This is a genomic window from Spirillospora sp. NPDC048911 (genome assembly GCF_043198015.1).
Classification (GTDB): domain Bacteria; phylum Actinomycetota; class Actinomycetes; order Streptosporangiales; family Streptosporangiaceae; genus Spirillospora.
Window position 1 is genome coordinate 492,111 of sequence record NZ_JBICUD010000006.1, and the last position, 23,248, is coordinate 515,358.

General features: G+C 71.2%; 25 protein-coding genes. 8 read left to right on the forward strand and 17 right to left on the reverse strand.

Annotation, left to right across the window (positions count from 1 at the left end):
- Positions 1-15 precede the first annotated feature (15 nt).
- The 3 genes from ACGFNU_RS28680 to ACGFNU_RS28690 are packed head-to-tail and all read right to left on the reverse strand — an operon-like array spanning position 16 to position 2,893.
- The gene (locus ACGFNU_RS28680) at positions 16-774 is read right to left on the reverse strand and encodes an SDR family NAD(P)-dependent oxidoreductase (protein ID WP_392598483.1); all 759 of its coding nucleotides are present in this window, start codon (positions 772-774) and stop codon (positions 16-18) included.
- Positions 774-2,057 (reverse strand): enolase C-terminal domain-like protein, encoded by a 1,284-nt coding sequence (locus tag ACGFNU_RS28685; protein ID WP_392598485.1) that lies wholly within the window; start codon positions 2,055-2,057, stop codon positions 774-776. Before ACGFNU_RS28685 ends, ACGFNU_RS28680 begins: the two co-directional genes overlap by 1 nt.
- Positions 2,054-2,893: a fumarylacetoacetate hydrolase family protein gene (locus tag ACGFNU_RS28690; RefSeq protein ID WP_392598487.1), complete on the reverse strand. Its 840-nt coding sequence runs from the start codon at positions 2,891-2,893 to the stop codon at positions 2,054-2,056. The genes ACGFNU_RS28685 and ACGFNU_RS28690 overlap by 4 nt, the downstream gene beginning before the upstream one ends.
- A 160-nt stretch (positions 2,894-3,053) precedes the next feature.
- Here ACGFNU_RS28690 and ACGFNU_RS28695 point away from each other — a divergent pair, with 160 nt between their 5' ends.
- The 4 genes from ACGFNU_RS28695 to ACGFNU_RS28710 are packed head-to-tail and all read left to right on the forward strand — an operon-like array spanning position 3,054 to position 6,903.
- Positions 3,054-3,794, forward strand: a complete 741-nt coding sequence (locus ACGFNU_RS28695) for a FadR/GntR family transcriptional regulator (protein WP_392598488.1) — start codon at positions 3,054-3,056, stop codon at positions 3,792-3,794.
- 58 nt (positions 3,795-3,852) lie between these two features.
- On the forward strand, positions 3,853-5,226 hold the full coding sequence (locus ACGFNU_RS28700; protein WP_392598489.1) for a threonine/serine exporter ThrE family protein: 1,374 nt from the start codon (positions 3,853-3,855) through the stop codon (positions 5,224-5,226).
- A 55-nt stretch (positions 5,227-5,281) separates the two neighbouring features.
- Positions 5,282-5,608, forward strand: coding sequence for a hypothetical protein (locus tag ACGFNU_RS28705; RefSeq protein ID WP_392598491.1), 327 nt, complete (start codon positions 5,282-5,284; stop codon positions 5,606-5,608).
- Positions 5,608-6,903 (forward strand): DUF6745 domain-containing protein, encoded by a 1,296-nt coding sequence (locus tag ACGFNU_RS28710; RefSeq protein ID WP_392598493.1) that lies wholly within the window; start codon positions 5,608-5,610, stop codon positions 6,901-6,903. Before ACGFNU_RS28705 ends, ACGFNU_RS28710 begins: the two co-directional genes overlap by 1 nt.
- Positions 6,904-7,006: 103 nt before the next feature.
- Here the strand turns inward: ACGFNU_RS28710 and ACGFNU_RS28715 are convergent, their stop codons facing one another.
- A complete protein-coding gene (locus ACGFNU_RS28715; protein WP_392598494.1) occupies positions 7,007-7,546 on the reverse strand; it encodes a hypothetical protein in 540 nt (179 codons plus the stop codon).
- 452 nt (positions 7,547-7,998) lie between these two features.
- The gene (locus ACGFNU_RS28720; protein WP_392598496.1) at positions 7,999-9,366 is read right to left on the reverse strand and encodes an LCP family protein; all 1,368 of its coding nucleotides are present in this window, start codon (positions 9,364-9,366) and stop codon (positions 7,999-8,001) included.
- 199 nt (positions 9,367-9,565) lie between these two features.
- On the opposite strand from ACGFNU_RS28720, the gene ACGFNU_RS28725 reads away from it, so the two are divergent.
- A complete protein-coding gene (locus ACGFNU_RS28725; RefSeq protein WP_392598498.1) occupies positions 9,566-9,892 on the forward strand; it encodes an MmcQ/YjbR family DNA-binding protein in 327 nt (108 codons plus the stop codon).
- On the opposite strand, the gene ACGFNU_RS28730 is transcribed toward ACGFNU_RS28725, so the two are convergent.
- From ACGFNU_RS28730 to ACGFNU_RS28750, 5 genes are all read right to left on the reverse strand, one after another.
- On the reverse strand, positions 9,883-10,746 hold the full coding sequence (locus ACGFNU_RS28730; protein ID WP_392598500.1) for an STM4011 family radical SAM protein: 864 nt from the start codon (positions 10,744-10,746) through the stop codon (positions 9,883-9,885). The two genes, ACGFNU_RS28725 and ACGFNU_RS28730, sit on opposite strands and share 10 nt — an antisense overlap.
- Complete coding sequence (locus tag ACGFNU_RS28735) at positions 10,743-12,041, reverse strand: STM4012 family radical SAM protein (protein ID WP_392598501.1); 1,299 nt, start codon at positions 12,039-12,041, stop codon at positions 10,743-10,745. The genes ACGFNU_RS28730 and ACGFNU_RS28735 overlap by 4 nt, the downstream gene beginning before the upstream one ends.
- Positions 12,038-12,838 (reverse strand): STM4013/SEN3800 family hydrolase, encoded by an 801-nt coding sequence (locus ACGFNU_RS28740; protein ID WP_392598503.1) that lies wholly within the window; start codon positions 12,836-12,838, stop codon positions 12,038-12,040. The genes ACGFNU_RS28735 and ACGFNU_RS28740 overlap by 4 nt, the downstream gene beginning before the upstream one ends.
- A complete protein-coding gene (locus ACGFNU_RS28745; protein ID WP_392598505.1) occupies positions 12,835-13,899 on the reverse strand; it encodes an STM4014 family protein in 1,065 nt (354 codons plus the stop codon). The genes ACGFNU_RS28740 and ACGFNU_RS28745 overlap by 4 nt, the downstream gene beginning before the upstream one ends.
- A 106-nt stretch (positions 13,900-14,005) precedes the next feature.
- Entirely contained in the window at positions 14,006-14,938 is a 933-nt protein-coding gene (locus ACGFNU_RS28750; protein WP_392598506.1) for an STM4015 family protein, read from the reverse strand.
- Between the two features lie 205 nt (positions 14,939-15,143).
- On the opposite strand from ACGFNU_RS28750, the gene ACGFNU_RS28755 reads away from it, so the two are divergent.
- Complete coding sequence (locus ACGFNU_RS28755; RefSeq protein WP_392598508.1) at positions 15,144-15,680, forward strand: hypothetical protein; 537 nt, start codon at positions 15,144-15,146, stop codon at positions 15,678-15,680.
- A 3-nt stretch (positions 15,681-15,683) separates the two neighbouring features.
- Here ACGFNU_RS28755 and ACGFNU_RS28760 read toward each other — a convergent pair whose 3' ends face one another.
- Complete coding sequence (locus tag ACGFNU_RS28760; RefSeq protein ID WP_392598509.1) at positions 15,684-16,067, reverse strand: VOC family protein; 384 nt, start codon at positions 16,065-16,067, stop codon at positions 15,684-15,686.
- Between the two features lie 92 nt (positions 16,068-16,159).
- On the opposite strand from ACGFNU_RS28760, the gene ACGFNU_RS28765 reads away from it, so the two are divergent.
- Both ACGFNU_RS28765 and ACGFNU_RS28770 read left to right on the forward strand, forming a co-directional pair.
- Positions 16,160-16,291: a hypothetical protein gene (locus ACGFNU_RS28765; RefSeq protein WP_392598511.1), complete on the forward strand. Its 132-nt coding sequence runs from the start codon at positions 16,160-16,162 to the stop codon at positions 16,289-16,291.
- On the forward strand, positions 16,288-16,827 hold the full coding sequence (locus ACGFNU_RS28770; protein WP_392598512.1) for a hypothetical protein: 540 nt from the start codon (positions 16,288-16,290) through the stop codon (positions 16,825-16,827). The genes ACGFNU_RS28765 and ACGFNU_RS28770 overlap by 4 nt, the downstream gene beginning before the upstream one ends.
- A gap of 41 nt (positions 16,828-16,868) precedes the next feature.
- Here the strand turns inward: ACGFNU_RS28770 and ACGFNU_RS28775 are convergent, their stop codons facing one another.
- The 6 genes from ACGFNU_RS28775 to ACGFNU_RS28800 form a co-directional block, all read right to left on the reverse strand.
- The gene (locus tag ACGFNU_RS28775) at positions 16,869-17,693 is read right to left on the reverse strand and encodes an NAD(P)H-binding protein (RefSeq protein ID WP_392598514.1); all 825 of its coding nucleotides are present in this window, start codon (positions 17,691-17,693) and stop codon (positions 16,869-16,871) included.
- 117 nt (positions 17,694-17,810) lie between these two features.
- The gene (locus tag ACGFNU_RS28780) at positions 17,811-19,322 is read right to left on the reverse strand and encodes an AAA family ATPase (protein WP_392598516.1); all 1,512 of its coding nucleotides are present in this window, start codon (positions 19,320-19,322) and stop codon (positions 17,811-17,813) included.
- 133 nt (positions 19,323-19,455) lie between these two features.
- Positions 19,456-20,274, reverse strand: a complete 819-nt coding sequence (locus ACGFNU_RS28785; protein ID WP_392598518.1) for a MetQ/NlpA family ABC transporter substrate-binding protein — start codon at positions 20,272-20,274, stop codon at positions 19,456-19,458.
- Positions 20,275-20,316: 42 nt separating this feature from the next.
- Complete coding sequence (locus ACGFNU_RS28790; RefSeq protein ID WP_392598520.1) at positions 20,317-20,973, reverse strand: methionine ABC transporter permease; 657 nt, start codon at positions 20,971-20,973, stop codon at positions 20,317-20,319.
- Positions 20,970-22,001: a methionine ABC transporter ATP-binding protein gene (locus ACGFNU_RS28795; RefSeq protein WP_392598522.1), complete on the reverse strand. Its 1,032-nt coding sequence runs from the start codon at positions 21,999-22,001 to the stop codon at positions 20,970-20,972. The genes ACGFNU_RS28790 and ACGFNU_RS28795 overlap by 4 nt, the downstream gene beginning before the upstream one ends.
- A gap of 407 nt (positions 22,002-22,408) precedes the next feature.
- A complete protein-coding gene (locus ACGFNU_RS28800; protein WP_392598524.1) occupies positions 22,409-23,248 on the reverse strand; it encodes a DUF4097 family beta strand repeat-containing protein in 840 nt (279 codons plus the stop codon).

A 23,248-nucleotide genomic window follows, 5' to 3' on the forward strand; every position in this document is an offset into this window, starting at 1 on the left:
TCCTCGGAAGGTACTTCAGTTACGGGGCCGAAGCCGTAGTCCCTGCATGCCGCCGTCGACGGCGAGATCGATGCCTGTGGTGGCGCTCGCCAAGGGGCTGGCGAGGTAGGCGATCGCCGCGGCGACCTCCTCGGGCGACACCAGCCGCCCGCTGGGCTGGCGGGCCTCCAGCGCGGCGCGTTCCGCCTCCGGGTCGGCGGCCTTGGCCAGCAGACGGCCGATCCAGGGGGTGTCGGCCGTGCCGGGGTTGACGCAGTTGACGCGGATGCCCTCGCGCAAGTGGTCGGCGGCCATGGCCAGGGTCAGCGACAGCACCGCGCCCTTGGTCGCCGAGTAGAGGGCACGTTCTGGCAGGCCCGCCGTTGCCGCGATCGAGCAGGTGTTGACGATCGCCGCGTTCTCTGACTCGCGCAGGTAGGGCAGCGCGGCCCGGCTGACCCGGACCATGCCGACGACGTTGACGTCGTAGACGCGATGCCATTCGTCGTCGTCATTGGCCTCGATCGTGCCCTGCGCGCCGATCCCGGCGTTGTTGACCACGACGTCCAGGCCGCCCAGGTGCTCTGCCGCGTCCCGTACCGCCACGCGGACCGAGGCGTCGTCGGTGACGTCCGCCTTGACCGAGTGGAACGGATCGGGCGCCTCGTTCACGTCCAGGCAGACCACGGCCGCGCCCCGCTCTGCCAGCAGCGTGGCGGTGGCGAGGCCGATGCCCGACGCGCCACCGGTGACCAGGGCCCTGATCCCGTCGAACTCTCTTCGGCTCGGCTCCATCAGCTCCTCCAGATCTCGCCGTCGGGGTGGGCATAGGCGGCGAGACTCGCCGCCTTCATCTGGGTGGACATGCCCGGCACCGCCGGCGCCAGGTAGTGGCCGCGGGAGATCCGCACCGGGTCCTCGAAGTGCTCGTGCAGGTGGTCGACGTACTCGATCACCCGGTTCTCGGTGCTGCCGCTGACCGCGACGTAGTCGAACATCGACAGGTGCTGGACGGCCTCGCACAGCCCGACGCCGCCCGCGTGCGGGCAGACCGGGACGCCGTAGGCGGCCGCCAGCAGCAGGATCGCCACGTTCTCGGTGACGCCCGCGACGCGGCAGGCGTCGATCTGCAGCACGTCGATCGCCTCGGCCTGGAGCATCTGCTTGACCATGACCCGGTTGGCGATGTGCTCGCCCGTCGCGACCTTGACCGGCGCCACGCCGCGCCGGATGGCCGCGTGCCCGAGGACGTCGTCGGGGCTGGTCGGCTCCTCGATCCAGTACGGGTCGAACGGCTTCAGCGCCTCCATCCACTCGATGGCGGGCGCGACGTCCCAGCGCTGGTTGGCGTCCACCGCGATCCGCACGTCCGGGCCGACCGCCTCGCGAGCCAGCCGCATGCGCCGCACGTCGTCGGCCAGGTCGGCGCCGACCTTCAGCTTGATCTGGGTGAAGCCGTCGGCGACGGCCTCACGGGCGAGCTTGCCGAGCTTGTCGTCGGTATAGCCGAGCCAGCCGGGCGTGGTCGTGTACGCGGGATAACCGCGTTCGAGCAACTCGGCGGTGCGGACGGCGCGGCCCGGAGCGGCATCCTGGAGGATTTCGAGCGCCCGGGCAGGGGTGAGCGCGTCGGTGAGGTAACGCCAGTCTGCGAGATCGACGACCTGCTCTGGCGTCATCTCCGCGAGCAGCCGCCAGACGGGCTTGCCCACGACCTTGCCCGCCAGGTCGAACGCGGCGTTGATGATCGCCGCGGCGGCCATGTGGACCGCGCCCTTCTCTGGGCCGAGCCAGCGCAACTGTGAGTCGTGCAGGAGGCGCCGGGCGAAGCCGCCGAGGTCACGCAGGTCCACCTCGGTGTTCTCGACCAGCGGCGCGAACGCCTCGATCGCCGCGACGCAGACCTCGTTGCCGCGCCCGATGGTGAAGCAGAAACCGTGACCCTCCAGGCCCTCGTCGGTCCGGAGGACGACGTAGGCGGCGGAGTAGTCGGGATCGGGATTCATCGCGTCCGAGCCGTCCAGCTCCCGGGAGGTCGGGAAGCGGACGTCGTGCGCGGCCAGCGAGACCACCTTCACCGGACCACCTGCTTCTGGCGGCCCAGCCCGTCGATCTCCAGCTCCACCACGTCGCCCGCGCGCAGGAAGGGCTCGCCGGGGCGGCCGAGGGCCACGCCCGCCGGCGTGCCGGTGTTGATGACGTCGCCGGGGTCCAGCACCATGAACTGGCTCAGGTACCAGATCACATGGTCGATGCCGAAGACCATGTTCTTGGTGGAGCCGTCCTGGCGGAGCTCACCGTTCACCCAGAGGCGCAGGGCGAGATCCTGCGGGTCGGGTACTTCGTCGGCGGTGACGAGATAGGGCCCGAACGGGTTGAACGTCTCGCACGACTTGCCCTTGTCCCACGTTCCGCCGCGTTCGAGCTGGAACTCGCGTTCGGAGACGTCGTTGCTGATGGCGTAACCGGCGATGAGCCCGCGCGCCTGCTCGGGCGAGTCCAGGTAGCGGGCCCGGCCGCCGAGGACGACCGCCAGCTCCACCTCGTAGTCGGTCTTGACGCTGCCGCGCGGGATCAGGACGTCGTCATGCGGTCCGACCACCGTGTTGGACGCCTTCATGAACAGGACCGGCTCGGCCGGGAGCTCGGCGCCCGTCTCCTCGGCGTGGTCACGGTAGTTGAGGCCGATGCAGACGACCTTCCCCGGCCGCGCGATGGGGGCGCCGATCCGCTCGGCGGCCTCCAGCGCGGGTAGATCGCCTGCGGCGAGGGCCCGCCGCGCACGATCCATGCCTTCGCCGAGGAACGCGCCGTCGATCTCGGCGGTGACCCCCGACAGGTCCCGCGGCGTGCCGTCCTCGTCCAGGACCGCGGGCCGCTCGGCGCCCGCCGGTCCCACGCGCAGCAGCTTCACGAAGCCGTCCCCCTCACGTTCTCGTCCGATCTCCTGAAGTGATCGGACCACTCATGGACTCATCAGACCACTTTCCCCCCATATCCTGGCAAGAGCTCGAAACAAAGTCGTTACTTATGAGGATTGGTCAGACCATGCCCGTTGATGTCAGGATGGCCGCGTGACCGACGACAGCACCCCCCGGATCACCGTCACGGAGCGGGCGATCGCCCAGATCAAGGCGAAGCTCGCCTCCGGCGAGCTGATCCCGGGGCAGCGGCTGCCCACCGAACGGGACCTCGCCGCCGAGCTCGGCCTCTCGCGCAGCTCCATGCGCGAGGCCATCCGCGCGCTCACCGTGCTGGGCGTCCTGGAGGCCAGGCACGGCGCGGGCGTCTACGTCACACAGCTGGAACCAAGCGACCTGCTGGAGACCTTCGGCGCGGTCGCGGAGATCTCACGTGGTGAGACGCTGCTGCATCTGGTGCAGGTCCGCAAGATCCTTGAGCCGGCCGCAGCGGCCACCGCCGCCGCCCGCATCACCGAGGAGGGCCTGGCGCTGCTGCGCGCCGAGATGCGCGCGATGGAACGCGGCACGACCTCCGAAGAGATCGTCGGGCACGACCTGGAGTTCCACCGGCTCATCACCGAGGCGGCCGGCAACCCGGTGCTCGCCGCGATACTCGGCGGGCTCAACAGCCGCACGTTCCGGGCCCGCGTCTGGCGCGGCTACCAGGAGGAGAACGTCTTCGCCCGGACGTTCTCCGAGCACGAGGCGATCTACCGGGCGCTCGCCGAGCGCGACCCCGAGTCCGCCCGCATCGCCGCCGCCGTGCACATCGGCGCGGTCGAGGGCTGGGCCCGCGACCAGGCCGGCGACGGCCTGGCCCCGGCGGAGGGCACCGTTCGAGACGGTTCGTAACGCAAGGTAGCCTGCCCAGGGAAGATCACTGATCAGGCGCGGAGGATCACGTCTGCGTATGGGGCGGGCAGCGGAACGGGTGCGGCGCACCTTCCAGGTTCTGATGGACGGGGCTCCGGCGGAGCCCCCCGAGGACGAGCCGGGCGAGCTGGTCGATCCGCGGGCGATCGACCTCGTCCTGCGGGTCGGCGATCTGCTGCTGGCCAGCGGCGAGTCGACCGAACGCATCAACGAGGCGATGCTCAGCCTCGCGCAGGCCTTCGAGCTGCCGCGCTGCGAGGTCCAGGTGACCTTCACCTCTCTCCAGATCTCCGTGCATCCCGGCCTGGGCGCGGTGCCCGTCACCGCCGCCCGGACCGTCCGGCGCCGCACCCCCGCGTTCTGGCGCCTCGCCGAGTTGCACTCCCTCGTCCAGGAGTCCTCCATCGGCATGCTGGAGCTGGACGACGCGCACAAGAGGCTCGCCGAGATCAAGCACGGCCGCGCCCCGTACCCGCCCTGGCTCCTGGTCGTGTGCTTCGGGCTGATCGCCGCGTCCGCTGCCGTTCTGGTGGGCGGCGGGCCGCTGGTCGCGAGCACCGCGTTCGTCGCGACGCTGCTCGGCGACCGCACCGCCGCCGCGCTGGCCCGGCGCGGGGTCGCGGAGTTCTTCCAGCTCTCGGTGGCCTCGGCGATCGCGGCGGGCGCCGCCGTGCTGGTGATCGCGCTGGGCAACCCCAACCGGGCCTCGACGATCGTCACCGGCGCGATCCTCGCGCTGCTCCCCGGCCGCCCGCTCGTGGCGAGCATCCAGGACGGCATCACCGGCAACATGGTCAACGCCGGCGCCCGCCTGCTCGAGGTCTTCTTCCTGATCACCGCGATCGTGGCGGGCCTCGGCGTGATGGTCTACGCCGCGGTGCACTTCGGCGTCGACATCGACGTCCAGCACCTGCCCGACTTCCCGGCGTTCCTTTCTCCGGTCGCGATCCTGGCGGCGGCGGCGGTCGCGGTGACGTTCGCGGTCTGCCTGGTCGTTCCGCGGTCGGTCCTGATACCCGCCGCCGTCGGAGGCGGGCTGATCTGGGTCCTGTACGTCACGCTCCTGGGCTGGGGCGTCAAGCCGGTCCTCGCCTCGGCCATCTCCGCCATGGTGATCGGCACGCTGGGCAACCTCTACGCCGCGCGCCGCCACGCCCCCGCCCTGCCCTACGTCGTCCCTGCCATCTCGCCGCTCCTTCCTGGAACGCTCCTATATCGCGGCATGGTCGAGATCAACACCGGCTCGCCCGAGAACGGCATGCTCAGCCTGGTCGCGGCTCTCTCCGTCGGTCTCGCGCTCGGCGCCGGCGTCCAGCTCGGCAGCGAACTCGTGCGAGCCTTCCAGCGCGTCGGCCTCAGCGCCTCGGGCCGCTGGGCCCGCCCGGCCGCCCGCCGCACCCGGGGCTTCTGACCTGCGCGCCCGCGACGCGCGAAGAAATGTCAGTGGCGCGGCCTAGATTCGCGGCATGTACCGACAGGGAGACATCCTCATCCTGCCCGTGCCTGAGGAAGCCGTTCCCCAGGCCGTACGCGCCCTCCCGCCCGCGCCGCGCGACGGCCGGGGCCGGATGGTCCTGGCCCTCGGCGAGGCCACGGGGCACGCGCACGCGCTCGTCGCCCAGGGCACGCTGCTGCGCGACCCCGACCCCCTGAAGGCCGACTACCTGCACCTGCCGTCCGGCGGGCGGCTGAGCCACGAGGAGCACGCCGCCATCAGCCTGCCCAAGGGCTGGTACCGGGTGATCCGCCAGCGCGAGTACGTGCCGGGCGCCGTCCGGGTCGTGGCCGACTGATGACCGCCACCGTGATCGGCACCGACTGGCAGGCGACGGCGTTCGCGACGGGTGCCACAGACCGCGAGCAGGCCGAGGCCGGTATCCGCGCCGCCTACCGGGCCGCCGATCTGCCCGAGCCCGAGCACTTCATCTGGGTCCCCTCCCCCATGGCCGGCGCCGTGACCGCCGCCGTCCTGACCGGCCACGCCGAGCCCCTGGAACACGCCGGCCTGACCGACGAGGTGGCCGCCGCCCGCACCACCCTCGCCGCCGCCGCCTCGGGAGACGCGCCTCTCGAAGCCGCCGCCCCTGGCGACGCGTCCGGCCACGCCATCTTTGGGAGCGCCGCCCCCACAGACACCGGCTCTGGGAGCGCCAGCTCCGCGAGTGTCGCCCCTACGGGCGCCACTCCTGCGGGCGTAGCTTCTGCCGCTGGCTTCCTTGCGGGTGTGGGGGCGGGCGGGTCTGTGCGTGAGGCCGTGCGGACGCGGCCTTGGGAGCGGGCTCGGGCTGAGGCCACCGCCGAGCTGGGGCCGCAGGGATGGGCACGTGCCTGGGCCGAGACCGGCGCGCCGCTCTGGTCGCAGGTCAACGATCTCGTGACGCGCGTCCGGCAGGCCGTGCGCGCGCCGGTCGACGAGGCCGCCGACGATTCGGCCGACCGGAAGGTCGCCGACGCCGTGGCGGTGCTGCGCGGTGCCTGCGTGGAGGCGGTGCTGGGCCAGCACGACGCGCCGTGGCTGGCGCTCTTCGACTCCCTCGATCGTCTCGACGGGCTGTCCGGCCTCGCGGCGGCCGCGCGGGCGGCGGGCTGGTGGTGGCCGTACGAGCGGGTCGCCATCGTCTCCGAACGCCCCGTCGAGCTGCACCGCGACGAGCCGGGCCGTCTTCACCGGGGCGACGGCCCGGCCCTCGCGTACGCCGACGGGTTCGCGCTGCACGCCTGGCGCGGCATGCCGATCCCGGCCGGCTTCATCGCCTCGCTGGGCGGGCTCGACCCCGCCCGTATCGACGCGGAGGAGAACGCCGAGCTCCGCCGGGTGATGCTGGAGATCTTCGGCTACGACCGCTATCTCGCCGAGACCGGCGCCCGGCCCGTGCACAAGGACGAGACCGGGGTGCTGTGGCGCATCGACCTGGCGGGCGACGAGCCCGTGGCCATGGTCGAGGTGGTCAACTCCACCCCCGAGCCGGACGGCACGTACCGCACCTACTACCTGCGCGTCCCGCCCGCCACCCGCACCGCCCGCGAGGGCGTCGCCTGGACGTTCGGCGTGACCGAGGCCGACTACCGCCCCGAGCAGGAGACCTGACCCGAGCGGCATCGCCGCAGGGCAGGAGACCTGCCACAGAGCCGGTGCCCGTCGGTGGCCCCTTCCCCGCTACCGACGGGCACCTGTCATCCGCCCGCCCCGGCTAGTTCGCGCCGGGAGCCGTGGCGGTGTAGCCCGTGCCCGTCACCAGGAAGTAGGTGCTGGGACGCCCGTCCGGACCACCCGGCATCTCTTCCGCGAGGGGAAGGCCCCCACGGAGATCGATGATGAGCTTGTACTGGCCGGGCCCGACGCCCTCGGCGCCGGCCCGGGTGAGTCCCTGGCCGCGCCGGCCGCGGGCATCGGCCACCTCGCCGAGCGACCGGACGTCCGGCAGGTCGGCCAGGACCCGGTAGCAGGCGGCGCGCACCTGCGGGCTCACCGGCCCGCCCGGGTGGAAGAGCACGTCCGAGGCGGCGGCCCACAGCTGGGCCGAGTCGCCCTCCACCGGTCCGGCCAGGCCGCCCGACCGGGTCCAGGCGAGCAGTTGGCGCCGCAGCTCCGCGGGCTTGGCCGACAGCTTCGCGGGGTCGAGCCCGGACTCCGTTTCCCCGACCTTCGGCCCCCGGGCATGTCCGTGTACTCGCTGCTGTCCTTGTCCCCGGCGCTGGTGCACGATGTAGGGCCGCTTCTTCGTGCCCACCCGGTGCCACGAGCCTTCCTCCACCTCGAACCGCAGGTAGCGGCCGGTAGATGGGGCCGCCTCGCTCTTGGCGGCGGCGGCGAGCAGGATCCGGCGGGCCGGGGTGTCCTGCGGGGCTCGGCACGGACGTGGTGTCGTTCCCGGCGATCACGACCGCCGCGGTGACCGCCGCCGCGGTCGAAGGCGGCCCGGCGCCGGAAGGCGATCAGGAAGGTCTCGGCAGCGAGGTCGTCGGCGGTCTCGCAGCCGAGCCGCCCGGCCAGGTAGCGATGGATGTCGGTGAAGTAGCGGTCGTAGAGCCGCGCGAACCGCTCGGGATCGCGCAGCGACTCCGCGACGAGGGAGGCGTCGTCGCGGGCCTGGGGAGGAGCTTTCATGAGTTCCTTTCGGGTCGCGGTCACCCCGTTGTTGGCCGCGGGCCCGATCGTGTTCACGGCCGCCACGCTAGGCGATCATGACCCCTGATCCTCCGCGCAGAGGGCGTCGCTGGCGCGGTGCTCGCCTTGCTGGCGCGGGATTCCGGCGATCTTGAGGCCGGTGAAGTCCGGGCCGAGCACCACGTCCACCGTGCCGCTGGGCACGGAGGCCGACGCGACGGGCTTGGCTCCGGGGATCAGTGCGGCGATGGCCTTGGCCTGGGCGGCGCCGCCCTTGCCGTACCGGATCTGGGTCTTGGCCGCGGGGCTGCGCAGGTTGCCGACCTTGGTGACCTTGAAGCCGCGCTCCGTCAGGGTCGCGGCCGCCAGGCGTGCCTGGCCTTCGGCGCCGGAGCCGTTCAGGACCCGGATCGCGGCCTGGATGGGCGGCGGCGGGGCCGGTTCGGTGATCTTCTCGTCGTTGCGGACGGCGTTCAGGAATCGCGTCGCGGCGGGCTGCGCGAGCTGGCGGCGGTTCCGGTCCGGGGCGTACGGCTCGTCAGGGACGGTCAGGAAGCGCACCCTGCCCGCGGTCAAGTCGCGCATGCCCTGCGCGATCTTCAGCATGCGGGACACGGTGAGCTCGCGGTCGGTGGTGAGCGACCTGGCCGAGGAGGTGAGCAGGGTGTTGAGCCTGCCCGGGTCGGTCAGCACGCCGCCGCTCATGGCCTGCTTGGCGAGCGAGCCGAGAAAGCGTTGCTGCCGCTGGATGCGCTGGGTGTCCGAGCCGTCGCCGATCTCCTTACGGGCCCGTACGTACGCCAGCGCCTGTTTGCCCTCGACCCGGTGCGGGCCCTTACCCAGGTTCAGCCCGGATTTCGGGTCGTTCACCGCCTCGTCCAGGCAGATCGGCACGCCGCCGACGGCGGAGGTGATCTTCTCGAAGCCGACGAAGTCGACCTGGACGAAGTGGTCGATCTTGATGCGAGTGAGCTTCTCGAGCGTGTCGATCGTGCACGTCGGCCCGGCGCGCCCGATCGCCTCGTTCAGCATGGCGAGCGAGGACGCCGGGGCCCGGCTGCCGTCCTCGCGCCTGCAGGCCGGGATCGGCACCATCAGGTCGCGCGCGAAGCTGATCCCGACCGCCTGCCCGCCCCCGGGCGACAGGTGCAGCAGGATCATCGTGTCCGAGGCGGGCAGTTTGTCGCGCAACGACCGGCCGTACTGGACGTTGGCGCCCTCGCGCGTGTCGGAGCCGAGCATCAGGATGTTGAGCGCGTCGTTCAGCTTCCTGGGCCGCTCGCCGGTGATCAGCTTGTTCGGGTCCTCGTGCCGGATGCTGTTCTGGATGCGCCAGTAGTAGCCGTACGCGCCGAGCGTAATGGCGACGGCCGTGGCGGCGAGGGCGATGGAGACCCAGGCGAGGGCGCGGCCGCGGCTCCGCGGCGAGGTGATCGTGGTCATCGGCGCGCGTCGACGGCCTTGACGAGGCGGTCCCGCTGGCGGCCGAGCGAGGCGGGCGGAGCGTGTTCGAGGTGGAGCCCGAGCGCGCGGAGCAGGGCGAGGAGATCCATATCCGACGTTGACCTTTCGCTGCGGTTTGTCGGTGATATCTCGCCACCTCGGCCCGGTCGGGTTCACGCCGCGGCTATCGTCGGTGGTCATGGGCGGTCTGGACGACGTGCGGCGGACTCTGCTGGCACTGCCCGGGACCGAGGAGGTCCCGGGGCGCAACGGGCACACGTACTTCCGCACGTCCGGCACGATCTTCACGTGGATCACCGAGGACGAGCGGAAGGCGATGGTCAAGGCGATGCGCGCCGAGCAGGCCGCGCTCGTCGCCGAAGCGCCCGAGGTCTACGAGCCGGGTTACTCGTCGGGACGGTTCGGGTGGGTCGTCGTTCACCTGGAGAAGGTGGACGAGGGTGAGCTCGCGGAGCTGTTGAACGAGGCGTGGCGGCTCACCTACCGCCCGCCCCGTCAGAGATGAGGGATCCGTTCGAGGACGCCCCCGGCGAAGACGTCGTAGAGGCCGAGCGGTTCCAGGTGGACGTACCCGATGTGGCAGTCGCAGACGTCGAGGGGGCACGGGCGCGGCTTGAGCGCCGTCCGGAACGAGCCGTCGTAGAGGTTGCCGAGGACGGCCGGGACGAAATGGCACCGGCGCACCGTGCCCTCGCCGTCCACAGAGATCACGGTGTCTCCGGTGCGGCAGGCTTGGCCGAGGCTGGCGTGCGGGTGGCGGCTGAACGAGAAGAGCGGGTCGATCGCGGTCCAGCTGGCCGCTTCCGCGTCGGTGTAGGTGCGTCCCTCCGCTGCGTTCACCCAGACGTAGGTGCCGGGCGGCAGATCGGCGCGGAGGCGGCGGGCGGCGGCCAGGTGCTCGGGCTGCCCGACGACGCCGACGCTGAAGCGGATGCCGCGCGCGTTCAGGTCGCGGCACTTGGCGAGGAAGCGCTCGTACGGCACCTGGCCCGGATGGTAGGTCGTCCACAGCGCGAGGGTGGATGTGTCGGCCTCGGCCGTCCAGTCGACGCGGTGGCTGAGGTTCGTCTGGATCGCGACGCGTTCGACATGCGGGAGATGGCTGAGCTCGACCAGGGCGCGGCGGTACCACGAGCGGACGAGCCCCTCGCCCCACGGCGTGAAGAGCACCGAGACCGGGTGGGCCTGCGCCGACACCCAGCCGGCGAAGCGTTCCAGGGCCGCCCGGTCGGCGCGGAGCTGCTCGGGGGTGTCGCGGCGCTTGGCGAACGGGCAGTAGGGGCAGTCGTAGTCGCAGCTGGCGAGCGGGCCCCGGTAGAGGATGGTCAGCGCATCGGACGTCGGTCCACCAGTCGTCATCGTGCCTCGTACGAGTCCATGAGCGCGCGCACCCGGCCCGAGAAGAGCGCCGGCCCGATCGCGTCGGAGTAGGCCAGCCCCTCGGCGGTGAGCGTGATGACGTCGTCGTCCAGGTCGAGCCAGCCGTGATCTGCGAAGGCGGCCGTCTCCTGGCTGAAGTCGGCGGCGGCATCGGTGTGGAAGCGCTCACGGTAGGCGGCACGGTTCAGGCCCGACGTCTGGAGGAGGGACTGGATGAGATGCCGTCGCCTGCGTTCATCTTCGTTGAGTACGAAACCCACGCGAGCCGTACCGAAGTCGTTCTCGCCAACGTAGTCGTCGATGATTCCACGCACCTGGCTCGCCCCTACCGCGTACTCGAACGAGTAGTGCAGCTCGGACGTGTACGAACGCGCACCACAGCCCAGCCCGACCATGCCGTCGGTCTGGCAGCAGTATTCGGTGCCGCCGGAGCCACTCCCCGCCAGCCGGAACATCCGCATCGACACCTGCTCATAGCCGTTGGCGAGCAGATGGTCGCGGCCGATGCGGTAGAGCTCCAGCCGCTGGTCGTCCCAATCGCGGGCCTGCCGTCCGAGGCCGGTGAGCGGACGGACGTAGAGCGGATAGAGGTAGAGCTCCTCCGGCTTCCAGGTGAGGGCGGAGTCGAGCGAGTGCAGCCAGGTCTCCGGGGTCTGCCCGTCGATGCCGTAGATCAGGTCGATGTTGAGGACCGGGAAGCCCACGGCGCGGATGCGGTCGAGCGCGGCCTCCACCTCGGCCCGCTTCTGCGGCCGGACGGCGGCGCGCGCCTCGGCGTCGACGAAGCTCTGCACGCCGATCGACACACGGGTGGTGCCGCGGTCGCGGAGCACGGTCAGCCGGTCGGTGGTGGCCGTGGCCGGTGAGGTCTCGACGCCGAGGGGGATCGCCGCGAGGTCGCCGAAGCGGTAGGCGATGTCGCAAAGCCGGTGCAGCTCGGCGGCGGTGAGGTAGGTCGGCGTGCCTCCGCCGAACGCGGCCGTGGCGAACGAGGCGTCGCCTAGGGCCTCCTGTACTGCCGAAGCCTGCCGTTCTAGAGCGGCGAGGTAGGCGTCGGTCAGCTCCTCAGGCGCGCCCGTACGCGTGAAGAGATTGCAGAAGCCGCAGCGCATCTCGCAGAACGGAATGTGGAGATAGAGGAAGAGCGCGTCGCGGGATTCGTGCGCCCACACCTCGCCGAGCTTGGGCTCTGGCCGCAACGGGCGGTAGGCGGTCTTGTGAGGGTAGGCGTAGACGTAACTCTGGTACGGCTTCACGGGCTCCACCGGCTTCACGAGAGAACGAACTCCCCGTACGGAACGGTCCAGACGACCTCGTGACCGATGCGGTGACCGGTGTGCCCGTCCTCGCCGTACGCCGTCCCGTGATCCGAGCACACGATCACGAAGCAGGGGCGCCGCATCAGGCCGAACAGGCGTCCGAGCTGCCCGTCCACGTACCGCAGTGCGGCGGCGTGGCTGGCTCGGGAGTCGCCGTCCTCCCGCGTCCCGCCGTCCAGGTAGAACCAGTTGGGCTGGTGCAGCGCCGCCACGTTCAGCAGCAGGAACAGGCGTCGGCCGGCGGGCAGCCTGCCCACGACCTCACCGATCCGGTCGATCTGATGGGCGAGCGAAGCGGGATCGGTGACGCCGAACGACGGCTCCCAGTGGCTCTCCGCGAAGAGCCCCGGAAGCGCCGAGCCCAGCGGCGTCAGCTTGTTGAAGAAGCCCACACCCCCGACGCACACCGTGTGATAGCCGACTTTGGCTAGCCCGGCCGGAAGGTCTGCGGCGTCGAACGTCCACGTGCCGTCCGCTGTGGTCTCGCTGCCGGGGAACCTCCCCGCGAACAGTCTCGGGTGGGGCCCAGGGCTCGCCGGGGTCGGCAGGAAACCGGCGAGCATCGCGGTGTGCGCCGCATAGGTGAAACTGCCCGGGGTGTGCCGCCGTTCCCACCGGCCGCCCGGCAGCAGGCTCGCGAGCGTCGGCGTACCGCCCGCCTCCGCCAGCTCGGCCGCCACGTCGTAGCGCAACGTGTCGAGCGTCACCAGCAGCACATCATGGCTGCCGACGATCTCGTTCATGTCGTTCATACCGGGACGTTCCTCAACGAAGCGGCTTTGACCTGGGCAGTGTAGGTGTCCAGGCCCTCAGCCGACGTGCCGGGGAGGCCGGTCAGCCCCGGCAGCAGATCCCCGAAGGCGTTCACCTCGCCAATGGCGAACCTCCGCCAGCCGACCCCGACGAGAAGGTCGACCCCGACCATGAGGCTGCGCGGGAAACACCCTGCCGCCTGCTCGCACACCTCCAGGGCCCGCCGCCAGCCGCTCTCCCCCAGCGCGTCCCGCACCGCCCCGAGGTCCCCGCGCGTCCCGCCCAGATGGAGGTTCGTCATCGCGTGCCGGCTGGTCCGCACCACCGCGTGGGTCGCCTCACCGGCGATCACGACGACCCGCAGATCCAGCGTCCGGCCGCGCATCGACGCCTTGGGCACCCACGCCTCGACGTGCAGGCCGTCCGGCGCGAGGGCGTCGATCAGCGCCGCGACCTCGCGTTCCGACTCGTACGAGCGCACGCGCAGCGAGTTGTGCGGGCCGCGCGGTGTCACCGCCACCGACGTGACCGCCTTGATCCGGCCGCCCGGGGCCGTCTGCAACGCGACGACCCCGGCCGCCGACGATCCGTGCGCGGGCTTGACGAAGACCCGCCGCAGCCGCCCGTCCGCCATCCGCGCCCGCAGCTCGCCGTAGCCTCCGACCTGCGGCAACGCGACCGGAACGGGCACACCGGCCGAGCTCAGCAGCGCATGGCACCGCCGCTTGTCGAACATCACCGCGATCTCGTGCGGATCGTTCAGCAGTCGCGCCCCGGCCGCTTCGGCGGCGGCGCCGATCCGTTCCAGCGCCGCGGTGAACGTCGCGTACCAGCGTGCTCCGCCGCCGACCCGGGACGGATCACCCGGCCCGCGCAGCAGCGCGTCCGCCTCGGGATCCTCGCCGGGCGAGTCGACGCGCAGCCGCGTGCCCGGCTCGATCGCGAACCGGGCACCCCGCAGCACGTCCGACCAGGCGATCACCGGCGGCTCGGCGTCGCACGCGGCCGCGAACGACGCGACCCGCCGATCCCCCGGGGTCCCGATGACGGTGAAGGTCATTCCGCCGCCGCCACGTTGAGACCGACGTCCCACTCCGGCTCGCGCAGGAACGGGAAGACCGGCGGCCCGCCGAAGTCGGAGAGATGCTTGTCGAAGCCCATGGCGCCTACTCCGAGACCGCGACGTAACGCCAGTCGTCGTCCTCCGGCGTCTCCTGCTCGCTCAGGTCGACCTCGACGCCGGGCAGGGCGGCGCGCACCCGCTCCATCATCGCGTCGGACAGGAAGTGGTGATGCAGGTCGAGGCGCTTCAGATGGGTCAGCGGCTGCCCCGACAGCAGGCTCTCGGCGCCGTCGTCGGTCATCATCCCCATGGCCAGGCTCAGCGACTCCAGCCGCGCGACGACCGGCGCCCCGGCCACCGCCGCCGCGATCTCGTCCTGGAGCTCGGAGTCCTCCAGCCCGAGGTGCCGGAGCGCCGGGAGCCGCTCACCGCTCAGCACCGGGGCGAGGTCGCCGATCGTCGCGTCTCCCCCGTACTCGTCGACGCCGAGCCACAGGTCGAGCTGCTCCAGGTTGGGCAGGTCGCTCGCGCCCACGGCCCGGACGACGCTCGCGGGCAGGCCGCCCGACTCGAACCGCAGCACCCTGAGCGTCTCGCTGCGGAACGGATCGAGCCGCAGCCCCTGCCCGCCCCGTACCTCGAACCGCTCCAGCAGCGGGAACGCGGCGAGCAGCGGGCTGACGTCGGTGTGCTCGATCCACGAGATCTCCGACTCCTCAGGGGTGATGTCCCCGAGGAAGAGCGCCCGCAGCTTGGGGAACCGGTCGGCGGCGCCGGCCAGCAGCGCCACCGGGTCGGCGACCTCCTTGTCGTACGAGGCGCCCCAGTACCCGATGACCAGGGCCGTCACCTCGGTGGTGTCGACCCTTTCCAGGAAGGCCGCGAAAACGTTGTCGAACGCGTCCTCGTCGAAGCTCGTGCGGAGCGCCCAGGCCACCCCGCCCGGCTCGGGGAACTCGCCGTCGGGCGCGGTGTCCTCGGTGAACGGCTCTATCAGGAGCCCGGCGTATTCCACGAGGTGGTCGTAGATGGACATGCGGTCCCTTTCACTGATCGTCGGCTCCCTGTCCTACCAGGAACGCCCGACAAACCAGGGCCACTCGCCCAAAAAGCTCCACGTCCGCATGCCCTGACCTCGAAAAGTTCGGACCTGATACGGCCAGGGCCCTCCGCCAACCAACTCCGGGAAACGGCGGTCCAAACGTTCGACCCCATGCCATTAAGACCCCCGGAGGTTCCCCATGAGCAAGAAATTCGGTGCGCTTGTCGCCGTCGGCGCGGCCGCCCTGATGATTTCGACCGCCACCGGCTGCAAGGTGGAGATCAACCAGAGCGGCAAGACCACCGGGGGCTCCAGCCCGAGCGGCTCCGGTTCCGGGCACTCCGGCGGTTCGAAGGGCTCCGGCTCGGGCTCGGGCTCGTCGACGAACGGCGGAAAGACCACCCCGAAGCCCGGCGGAACGCCGCGCCTCGTGGTTTCCGACGACTCCGTCTACCTGGTCTGCCCCGGCGACGATTGCACCCAGGAGGTCACGCTCCGCAACACCGGCACCGCGGCCATGAAGCTCTACAGCTTCGTGATGCTGGACGACGCCAACTTCTACACCGACAAGACGTGCGCCAACTACGAGCTCAAGCCGGGTTACAGCTGCACCTTCCGCGTCTCCTACCGGGGCCCCGCCGAGAACCACATCTACACGGCCCGCCTGGTCATCCACCAGAATCTCCCTGGCGACCCCACCTACATCGCCCTGACCAAGCAGCCCATCCCGGCCTGACCCTCAGGCCGGGTAATGCGCCCGGCCTTCGGCGTCGACCTCGAACGGCCCGGCGGGCAGGACGCAGAACTCGTTCCCCTCGGGATCGGCCATGACGAGGAAGCCGCCCTCGTCGTACTCCGTCAGCCGCCGCCCGCCCAGCGCCTCGATCCGCCGCTGCTCGGCCGCCGGATCCGCGGCCGCGAGGTCGAGGTGCACCCGGTTCTTGCCGGTCTTGGGTTCGGTGACCCGCTGGAAGCCGAGCGCCAGGCCGTTCTCGCGGCGGAGCCAGACGTAGGGGCCGGTCCTGGCGGCGACGGGCCGGCCGAGGAGCGCCCCCCAGAATCCGGCCAGGCGCTCCGGATCACCGCAGTCGATCGTGATGTCCCTGATACTCAGCTCCGCCATACGACGATCGTCGCAGAACCACCCCTGCGGGGGAGGTGGACGGGCCGTGCGGGGGAAGTTCCGCGCTTGGGCCGCGGGAGATCGTGGTCCGCATGACCACGAAGGTGAAGATCAAGCTGGCGGTGATCGCGGCCCTGACCGCGCTCATCGCCGGGGCGCTGCTGGCCACCGGCCCGGACGAGGCCAAGGCGGCGGCCTTTCAGAGCAGCGGGAGCGTGCGATGACGGCCATGACCGCGGCCAAGCCCGCCGGCACCGTCCGCACGACCAAGGGGCCCGTTCCGCGCTGGGCCGACTGGGCCGCGCAGGCGACGTTGTGGTGCGCGCTGCCGTCCGGCATCTGGCGGATCCTGTTCGGGTTGGGCCTTCCGGCTGGTTTCACCGGGTCGCAGGACCCGTCGGACGGCCCCTGGTACGTGCTGCCGTACGTGATCGGACTGACGGTCCTGTCCGAGGCGCTGGCGTTCCTCAGCATGGGCCTGGTCCGGCCGTGGGGCGAGGTCTGGCCGCGCTGGATCCCCTACCTGCGCGGCCGTGAGATCCGGCCGCTCGCCGCGATCATTCCCGCCGCCCTCGGGGCGGCCGCGCTGACGGCGATCTGGACCCCGATGGTGTTCGTCGACTTCGAGCCCGATCCGGAACTGCCCCACGGCTCCAAGGGCGTGATCCTGCTGCTCTGCTACGCGCCGCTCGTGGCCTGGGGACCGTTGCTGGCGGCGGTCACCGTGGCGTACGCCGTCCGCCGCCGGCGCCACGGATGACGGCGAGACGGATCACCGGCCTCCGTCTCGCCGTCCCGCGATCACGCGCGGAACGCGTCGGCGTTCTCCGCGGCCCACTGGGCGAAGCCGCGCGCGTCCCGGCCGGTGATCTCCTTCACGGTCGGGACCACGGTGTAGCCGGCCTCCGGCGTGTTTCCCAGGGCGTGGACGAGGAACTCGATGGTCTCCTCGCCCATGCCGTCGGCGCGCCACTTGGCCCGCGCCTCGTCGACGGTCAGCTCCACGAACCCGATCTCCCGGCCGATGGCCGCGCCCAGGATCGCGACCTTCTCCCTGAGCGTGATCGCCTCGGGGCCGGTGATCGTGCAGGTCTCGCCGTCGTGGCCGCCCTCGACGAGGATCGTCGCGGCCACGGCCGCGATGTCGCGCTCGTGCACCAGGGCGCTCAGCCGCTCGCCGAACGGCTCCTTGATGACGCCCTCGGTCTTGACCGTCTGGGCCCACCAGCGCAGCGTGTTGGACATGAACTCGACCGGCTCGAGCAGCGTCCACTCGATGCCGCTCGCGGCCAGGGCCTGCTCCAGCTCGCCCTCCGCGCGCCCGCCGAGCACCGTGATCCGCCGCACGCCCGCCTCGGCGGCCAGCTTCACCAGCCCGGCACCGTCCGGCAGCGGCGTGTAGTCGTCGCCCGCGAAGTTGATGAGGTGCGCGGCCTCGACGCCGTCGAAGACGCCCGCCAGCGAGTCGGGGCGGGCGAGGTCGCCGGCGACGACCTCGACGCCGTCGGGGAGCGCGGCCGAGGCGGGGTTCCTGGTCAGGGCGCGAACCGGCCGGCCGGCCGCGAGGAGCTCGGCGACGATGAGACGGCCGACGGTTCCGGTGGCACCGGTGACGAGAAAGGTCATGACTAGCTCCCAAGGATCGGAACGGAACGTTCTGCTCTCACCATAGCAGAACGGAACGCTTTATTCCGTATCCAGAGGCGACTTCTGTCCGGAAGGCGTCACCGAAGGCGCGGAAGGCTAGGGGCAGTTGGGCGGCGGGCCCGGCCAGGCGCGGGGACGGGGGCCTGGACGGCGGAAGGAGACGGGGACCTCGTCGGCCGGGTCCTCGAAATCTTCGAAGATCTCGTCGTCTTCGGTCGCGGCGCCCAGGAGGCCCGCGGTGAGGCCCTGGCCGGGGGCCGACATGCCTTCCAGGGCCTGCGTGAAGTGCTCGTCGTCGAGGAACTCCACGTTCTCCTGGGTGCGGAGGGCCACGAGGACGGCGCGGCGGAGGAGCTCCTTGATGAACGAGGCGGTCACGCCCTCGGTGCGTTCGACCACGGCGTCCAGGTCGGCGTCGAGGCGGAGGTGCCGCGCGTAGAGGCGGAGCAGGCGCAGCCGGCCCTCGGCGTCGGGACGCGGGATCTCCACCGCCAGGTCGACGCGGCCGGGACGTTCGGTGAGGGCGCGTTCGAGGACCTCGACGCGGTTGGTGGTGAGCAGGAACACCACGTCGGCGTCCTCGGCGATGCCGTCCATCGCGTCGAGAAGGGAGAAGAGGATCGGTGAGCTCTCGAACATCTCGCGGTCCTCGGCCACCAGGTCCACGTCCTCCAGGACGATCACGGCCGGCTGGAGGCGGCGGGCCAAAGCCACGGCGTTGTCGAGGAAGCGCATGGCCGGCCCGGTCAGCTGGATCACGGTGTAGCCGGTGAGCTGCCCGATGAGGTAGCGGACGCTGTGGGTCTTGCCGGTGCCGGGCGGCCCGTAGAGCAGCACGCCGCGCTTGAGGTGCTGGCCGGCGGCCAGGAGGCGGTCGGCCTGCTCGGCGATGCCGACGACGTGCGCCTGGATGCCCTCCAGCCGGCCATCGGGAAGGATCACGTCCGCCGCGGTCAGCTCGGCGCGCGGAAGGAACGTGACCAGCTGGTTCTCCATGTGCTCGCTGACGCCGAAGCTCACGAACTGGCCGCGCAGGACGTCGTGCTTCTCCTTGAGGCGCCGCACCTCGTCGCGGACCGCCTTGGCGACCTCGCGTTCCCGGGCGAAGACGACCAGGCCGACCTGCCGGTTGTAGTCCTCGGTCGTCTGGACGCCGAGGACGACGGGCGTGCCGTCGGCGGCGCGGCTCGGCACCATGCCGAGCTTGACGACCTCCATGTTGCGGTCGGGCGCGATGCCGGTGGTGCCGTAGTCGGCCCGCCCGAGCCGGAACGAGCCGAAGTCGAGCGCGCGCGTCAGCATCGAGTCGAGGCTCTCGAAGTGCCGCTCGCCGCCCGCGATCCCGAACCATTCGGCGTCCGGCGAGTGCTCCTGGAGATAGGCCTCAACGCCGCGTTGCAGGCTGGCGTGATCCCAGTCGGCGAAGTCCTCGTCGACGGTGAGCACGTCGTGGAACTCGCAGCCCAGGTGATCGGTCAGCCGCCTGATCAGGGGCGACCGGGCGTTGTCGTCGCTGACCCTGTCCGCGGCGGAGCGCAGCAGGCGCTGGAGCGCCGCGGCGATGGAACGCGCGGTGGCGGGGTCGAGTTCGCCGTCGGGTCCGGACACGTGTTTCCCCGTTCGGTCGGCCGCCCGCACCAGAGTGGCAGGCCGTCCCCGCCGGCCGCGAGCGAGTTTCGCACCCGTAGAGACGAGGAGGCCCCGGACGGAGTTCCGTCCGGGGCCGTTGAGCACGCATGTGTCAGGAGGTGGCGATGAGCACCGAGCCCTTGTACTTGTCCTCGACGAACTTCTTGACCTCGGGACCCTGGAGCAGCTGGACCAGCTTCTTCACCCGCGGGTCGTCCTTGTTCTCCGGCAGCGTGACGATGCCGTTGGCGTAGGGGTTGCCCTCGGCCTTCTCAGCGACCAGGGCGTCCTTGTTCGGCGCCAGGTTCGCCTCGATGGCGTAGTTGCCGTTGATCACCGACAGGTCGACGTCGTCCAGCGACCGGGGCAGCTGGGCGGCCTTGAGCGCCTTGAACTTCAGGCCCTTGGGGTTGGACGCGATGTCCTTGTCGGTCGCGCTGGTGGACGCGCCCGGCTTCAGGGTGAGCACGCCGTTGTCGGCGAGCAGCTTCAGCGAGCGGCCGTAGTTGGCCGGGTCGTTCGGGACCGCGATGGTGGCGCCCTGCGGCACCGCCTTGATGTCCTTGACCTTCTTCGAGTAGATCCCCAGGGGCTCGAGGTGGACCGGCGCGACGAAGGTCAGCTTGCTGCCGGCCTTCTTCTCGAACTCCCGCATGAACGGCACGTGCTGGAAGTAGTTGGCGGTGACCTGCTTCTCCTTCAGCGCGTTGTTCGGCTGCACGTAGTCGTCGAACGTGACGATGTCCAGCTTGAGGCCGGCCTTGCTCGCCAGGTTGTCCTTGACGTACTTGAGGATGTCGCCGTGCGGCACCGGGTTGACGGCGACCTTGAGCGGCGCGTTCTCGTCCTCGGACGCGTCGGACGAGCCGCAGGCGGTCAGCCCGGCGAGCAGTCCGACGGAGGCCAGCGCGATAGTGATCTTGCGAAGCACGAAGAGTGCCTTTCTCTTGGTGGGGATCTGTCCGGGAGAGGTCTATTTGTGGGTGAGGCGCCGGGCGAGGAGGTCACCGGCCGCCTGGACGATCAGCACGATGGCGACGAGCAGCACGACGGTGGCGATCATGACTTTGGTCTCGAAGCGCTCGTAGCCGTAGACGATGGCCAGGTTGCCGAGGCCGCCGCCGCCGACCGTGCCGGCCATCGCGGTGTAGCCGATCAGCGCGATCACGGTGACCGTGAGGCCGGCCACCAGGCCCGGCCGGGCCTCGCGCAGCAGCACCTTGCCGACGATCTCGCGGCGGGTGGCGCCCATCGCGTGGGCCGCGTGGATGACGCCCGGATCCACCTCGCGCAGGGCGATCTCGACCATCCGCGCGTAGAACGGGATGGCGCCGACCGTGAGCGGCACGATCGCGGCGGTGTTGCCCAGGCTGGTGCCCGTGACCACCTTGGTGAACGGGATGATCGCGACCATCAGGATGAGGAAGGGCAGCGACCGGCCCACGTTCACCACGAAGCCGAGCACCTTGTTGAGCGGCGGGATCGGCAGCAGGCCGCCCCGCTCGGTGAGCACGAGCAGGACGCCGAGGAGGGTGCCGAGCACCGCCGTGAACGCCGTCGCCACGGCGGTCATGGTGAGCGTCTCCTTGGTGGCCGGCCACAGCAGCGGCCACACCTCGCTCCAGGTCATGAGAGCGCCTCCTCTGCGGTACGGGCCTCGGGTGGGGAGGCGAGGCCGCCGTGGACCTCGACGGTCAGGCCGGACTCGCGCAGGTGCGCCAGCTGGGCCGCGTTGACCTGCGGGTCGCCGGGAAGCTCGATGCGCAGCCGGCCGATGCGGGCGTCGCCGATCTCCTCGACGGCGCCGCCGAGGATGTTGACGTCGATGGAGTACTTGCGGGCGAGGGTGGAGACGAACGGCTTGTCGGCGCTGTCGCCCTCGAACGTCACGTCCACCACGGTGGTGCCGGGCCGGACGGCCGGCTCGGGCAGCGGGAACAGGCCGCGGGCCAGCTCGGAGCCCGGCCGCAGCAGCAGGTCGCGGACCTTGCCCGACTCCACCACCCGGCCGTCGCGCATGATCGCGGCCGAGTCGCAGATGCGCTTGACCACGTCCATCTCGTGGGTGATCAGCAGCACGGTGAGGCCCAGCCGGCGGTTGAGGTCGCGCAGCAGCTCCAGGATCGACGCCGTGGTCTCCGGGTCGAGCGCCGACGTGGCCTCGTCGGAGAGCAGCACCTTGGGCCGTCCCGCGAGCGCGCGGGCGATGCCGACGCGCTGCTTCTGCCCGCCGGAGATCTGCGCCGGGTAGGCCTTGGCGTGCTCGCTCAGCCCGACGAGCTCCAGGAGCTCGGCCACTCGCTCGGCACGCTCGGCCCTGGGCACGCCCATGACCTCCAGCGGGAACGCGACGTTGCCGGCGACCGTGCGGCTGCCGAGCAGGCCGAAGTGCTGGTGGATCATGCCGATGCCCTGGCGGGCCGTGCGCAGCCCGCCGCCGGAGAGCGCGAGCAGGTCCTGCCCGTCGATCACCACGCGGCCCGCGTCGGGCCGTTCGAGGAGGTTGACGCAGCGGAGCAGGGTGCTCTTGCCGGCACCGCTGCGGCCGAGCACGCCGAAGATCTCGCCCTCGCGGACCTCCAGGTCGACGCCGTCGACGGCGGTCACCTCACGCCCGCGGGCGCGGTAGACCTTTCGGAGTTTTTCGATCTGAATCAAGGGAATTCATCCGTGCGGAAGTCACCGCCGTCAGGCGGAGCGGGTGATCAGGACAGGACTGCCGACGATGCCGGGACAGCCGGGAACGCGGGAAACGCGGGCTCTACGAGCGGCCGGGCGGCCACGGCGCGTGGCTCAGCAGATGCAGTTCGAAGATCATGTGCGGCTCGGGGGTCGGAGTTCGCTCGCTTCGGGGCGCGAGGCTCTGGCAGGGGCCCTCAGAGGTCACACATTCGACGACGGCACGCACAGCGCATGGCCCGCGGTGACAGCGGGGCGCGCGTGAGGTGGGTGCGTACGTCGATCATGATGTCATCAGTAAACCCGCTCGATATAGATGACGCAAATCGGGCCGCACCCGCTATGACCTGCGTCACTACGCCATGGGTACCGGCGTCGCCGCCACTTCAGCGGCCCTCGGGGTACCCGATGCGCACGGAGCCCGAGCCGGTGGTGGCACTGATCTGCCCGGTGGCGGCGTCGTCCTTCAGGGCACCGTCGATCTCACGTCCGCCCGAACGGGTCTCGCCGTCCACCCGGTAGTGCGAACCGCGCGGAACGGTGACGACGGCGCCGCCCGACCCCGTCCGCACGCTCACCTTCGCGGGCGGGTCGGCGAACGCGAGGTCGATCGAACCGGACCGCACGCCCGCGTCCACCTCGGGCGAGAGGAGCCCCTTGCCGGCGATCGTGCCCGAGTTGGCCCCCGCCCAGATCCTGCCGCGCAGGTTCGCCAGCCGGACCTCGCCCGAGCTGCCCTGGATGCGCACGTCACCGGCGATGTCGCGGACGTCGACCTGCCCGGAGGTCGTCTGGACACGGAGCGACACGGCGGGCGGCACCTGAAGGTCCAGCTCGGCCTCGCAGCCGAAACCGGCGAACGGTGTCTCGTCCTCGCCACAGACGACGAGGATCTTCAGCACCCGGGCCTGCACACTCTTGATCACTTGCGGCCTGCGGACGGACCAGCGCAGCGTGCTGTGGAGCCTCGTCCGCCCGGTCGCGCCGGCACCGACGGCGACGCTCGCGGCACCCGCGTCGACCTCCACCGCCGTGATGGCGCCGGGCACGATCTCGGTCGCGCTGGCGGTCCGTTCGAGCACCTCGCCCAGCGTGGTCACGCCGGTGGGAACGACCACCACCATCGCGGTCAGTGCCGCCAGCACGATCCAGACGCTCCTGCGGCGGGGCCGTTCCGGCGGCGCCGCGCCCATGCCGCCGCCTTCGGCCGTCCGAGATCCGGTCAT

What these genes read in the sequence shown, in the direction of transcription:
- ACGFNU_RS28680 (WP_392598483.1), bottom strand. Translation starts at nt 774, where the DNA reads ATGGAGCCGAGCCGAAGAGAGTTCGACGGGATCAGGGCCCTGGTCACC.
- ACGFNU_RS28700 (WP_392598489.1), top strand. Translation starts at nt 3,853, where the DNA reads ATGGGGCGGGCAGCGGAACGGGTGCGGCGCACCTTCCAGGTTCTGATG.
- ACGFNU_RS28705 (WP_392598491.1), top strand. Translation starts at nt 5,282, where the DNA reads ATGTACCGACAGGGAGACATCCTCATCCTGCCCGTGCCTGAGGAAGCC.
- ACGFNU_RS28710 (WP_392598493.1), top strand. Translation starts at nt 5,608, where the DNA reads ATGACCGCCACCGTGATCGGCACCGACTGGCAGGCGACGGCGTTCGCG.
- ACGFNU_RS28720 (WP_392598496.1), bottom strand. Translation starts at nt 9,366, where the DNA reads ATGACCACGATCACCTCGCCGCGGAGCCGCGGCCGCGCCCTCGCCTGG.
- ACGFNU_RS28725 (WP_392598498.1), top strand. Translation starts at nt 9,566, where the DNA reads ATGGGCGGTCTGGACGACGTGCGGCGGACTCTGCTGGCACTGCCCGGG.
- ACGFNU_RS28730 (WP_392598500.1), bottom strand. Translation starts at nt 10,746, where the DNA reads ATGACGACTGGTGGACCGACGTCCGATGCGCTGACCATCCTCTACCGG.
- ACGFNU_RS28740 (WP_392598503.1), bottom strand. Translation starts at nt 12,838, where the DNA reads ATGAACGACATGAACGAGATCGTCGGCAGCCATGATGTGCTGCTGGTG.
- ACGFNU_RS28745 (WP_392598505.1), bottom strand. Translation starts at nt 13,899, where the DNA reads ATGACCTTCACCGTCATCGGGACCCCGGGGGATCGGCGGGTCGCGTCG.
- ACGFNU_RS28750 (WP_392598506.1), bottom strand. Translation starts at nt 14,938, where the DNA reads ATGTCCATCTACGACCACCTCGTGGAATACGCCGGGCTCCTGATAGAG.
- ACGFNU_RS28755 (WP_392598508.1), top strand. Translation starts at nt 15,144, where the DNA reads ATGAGCAAGAAATTCGGTGCGCTTGTCGCCGTCGGCGCGGCCGCCCTG.
- ACGFNU_RS28760 (WP_392598509.1), bottom strand. Translation starts at nt 16,067, where the DNA reads ATGGCGGAGCTGAGTATCAGGGACATCACGATCGACTGCGGTGATCCG.
- ACGFNU_RS28765 (WP_392598511.1), top strand. Translation starts at nt 16,160, where the DNA reads ATGACCACGAAGGTGAAGATCAAGCTGGCGGTGATCGCGGCCCTGACC.
- ACGFNU_RS28770 (WP_392598512.1), top strand. Translation starts at nt 16,288, where the DNA reads ATGACGGCCATGACCGCGGCCAAGCCCGCCGGCACCGTCCGCACGACC.
- ACGFNU_RS28775 (WP_392598514.1), bottom strand. Translation starts at nt 17,693, where the DNA reads ATGACCTTTCTCGTCACCGGTGCCACCGGAACCGTCGGCCGTCTCATC.
- ACGFNU_RS28790 (WP_392598520.1), bottom strand. Translation starts at nt 20,973, where the DNA reads ATGACCTGGAGCGAGGTGTGGCCGCTGCTGTGGCCGGCCACCAAGGAG.
- ACGFNU_RS28800 (WP_392598524.1), bottom strand. Translation starts at nt 23,248, where the DNA reads ATGACCGGATCTCGGACGGCCGAAGGCGGCGGCATGGGCGCGGCGCCG.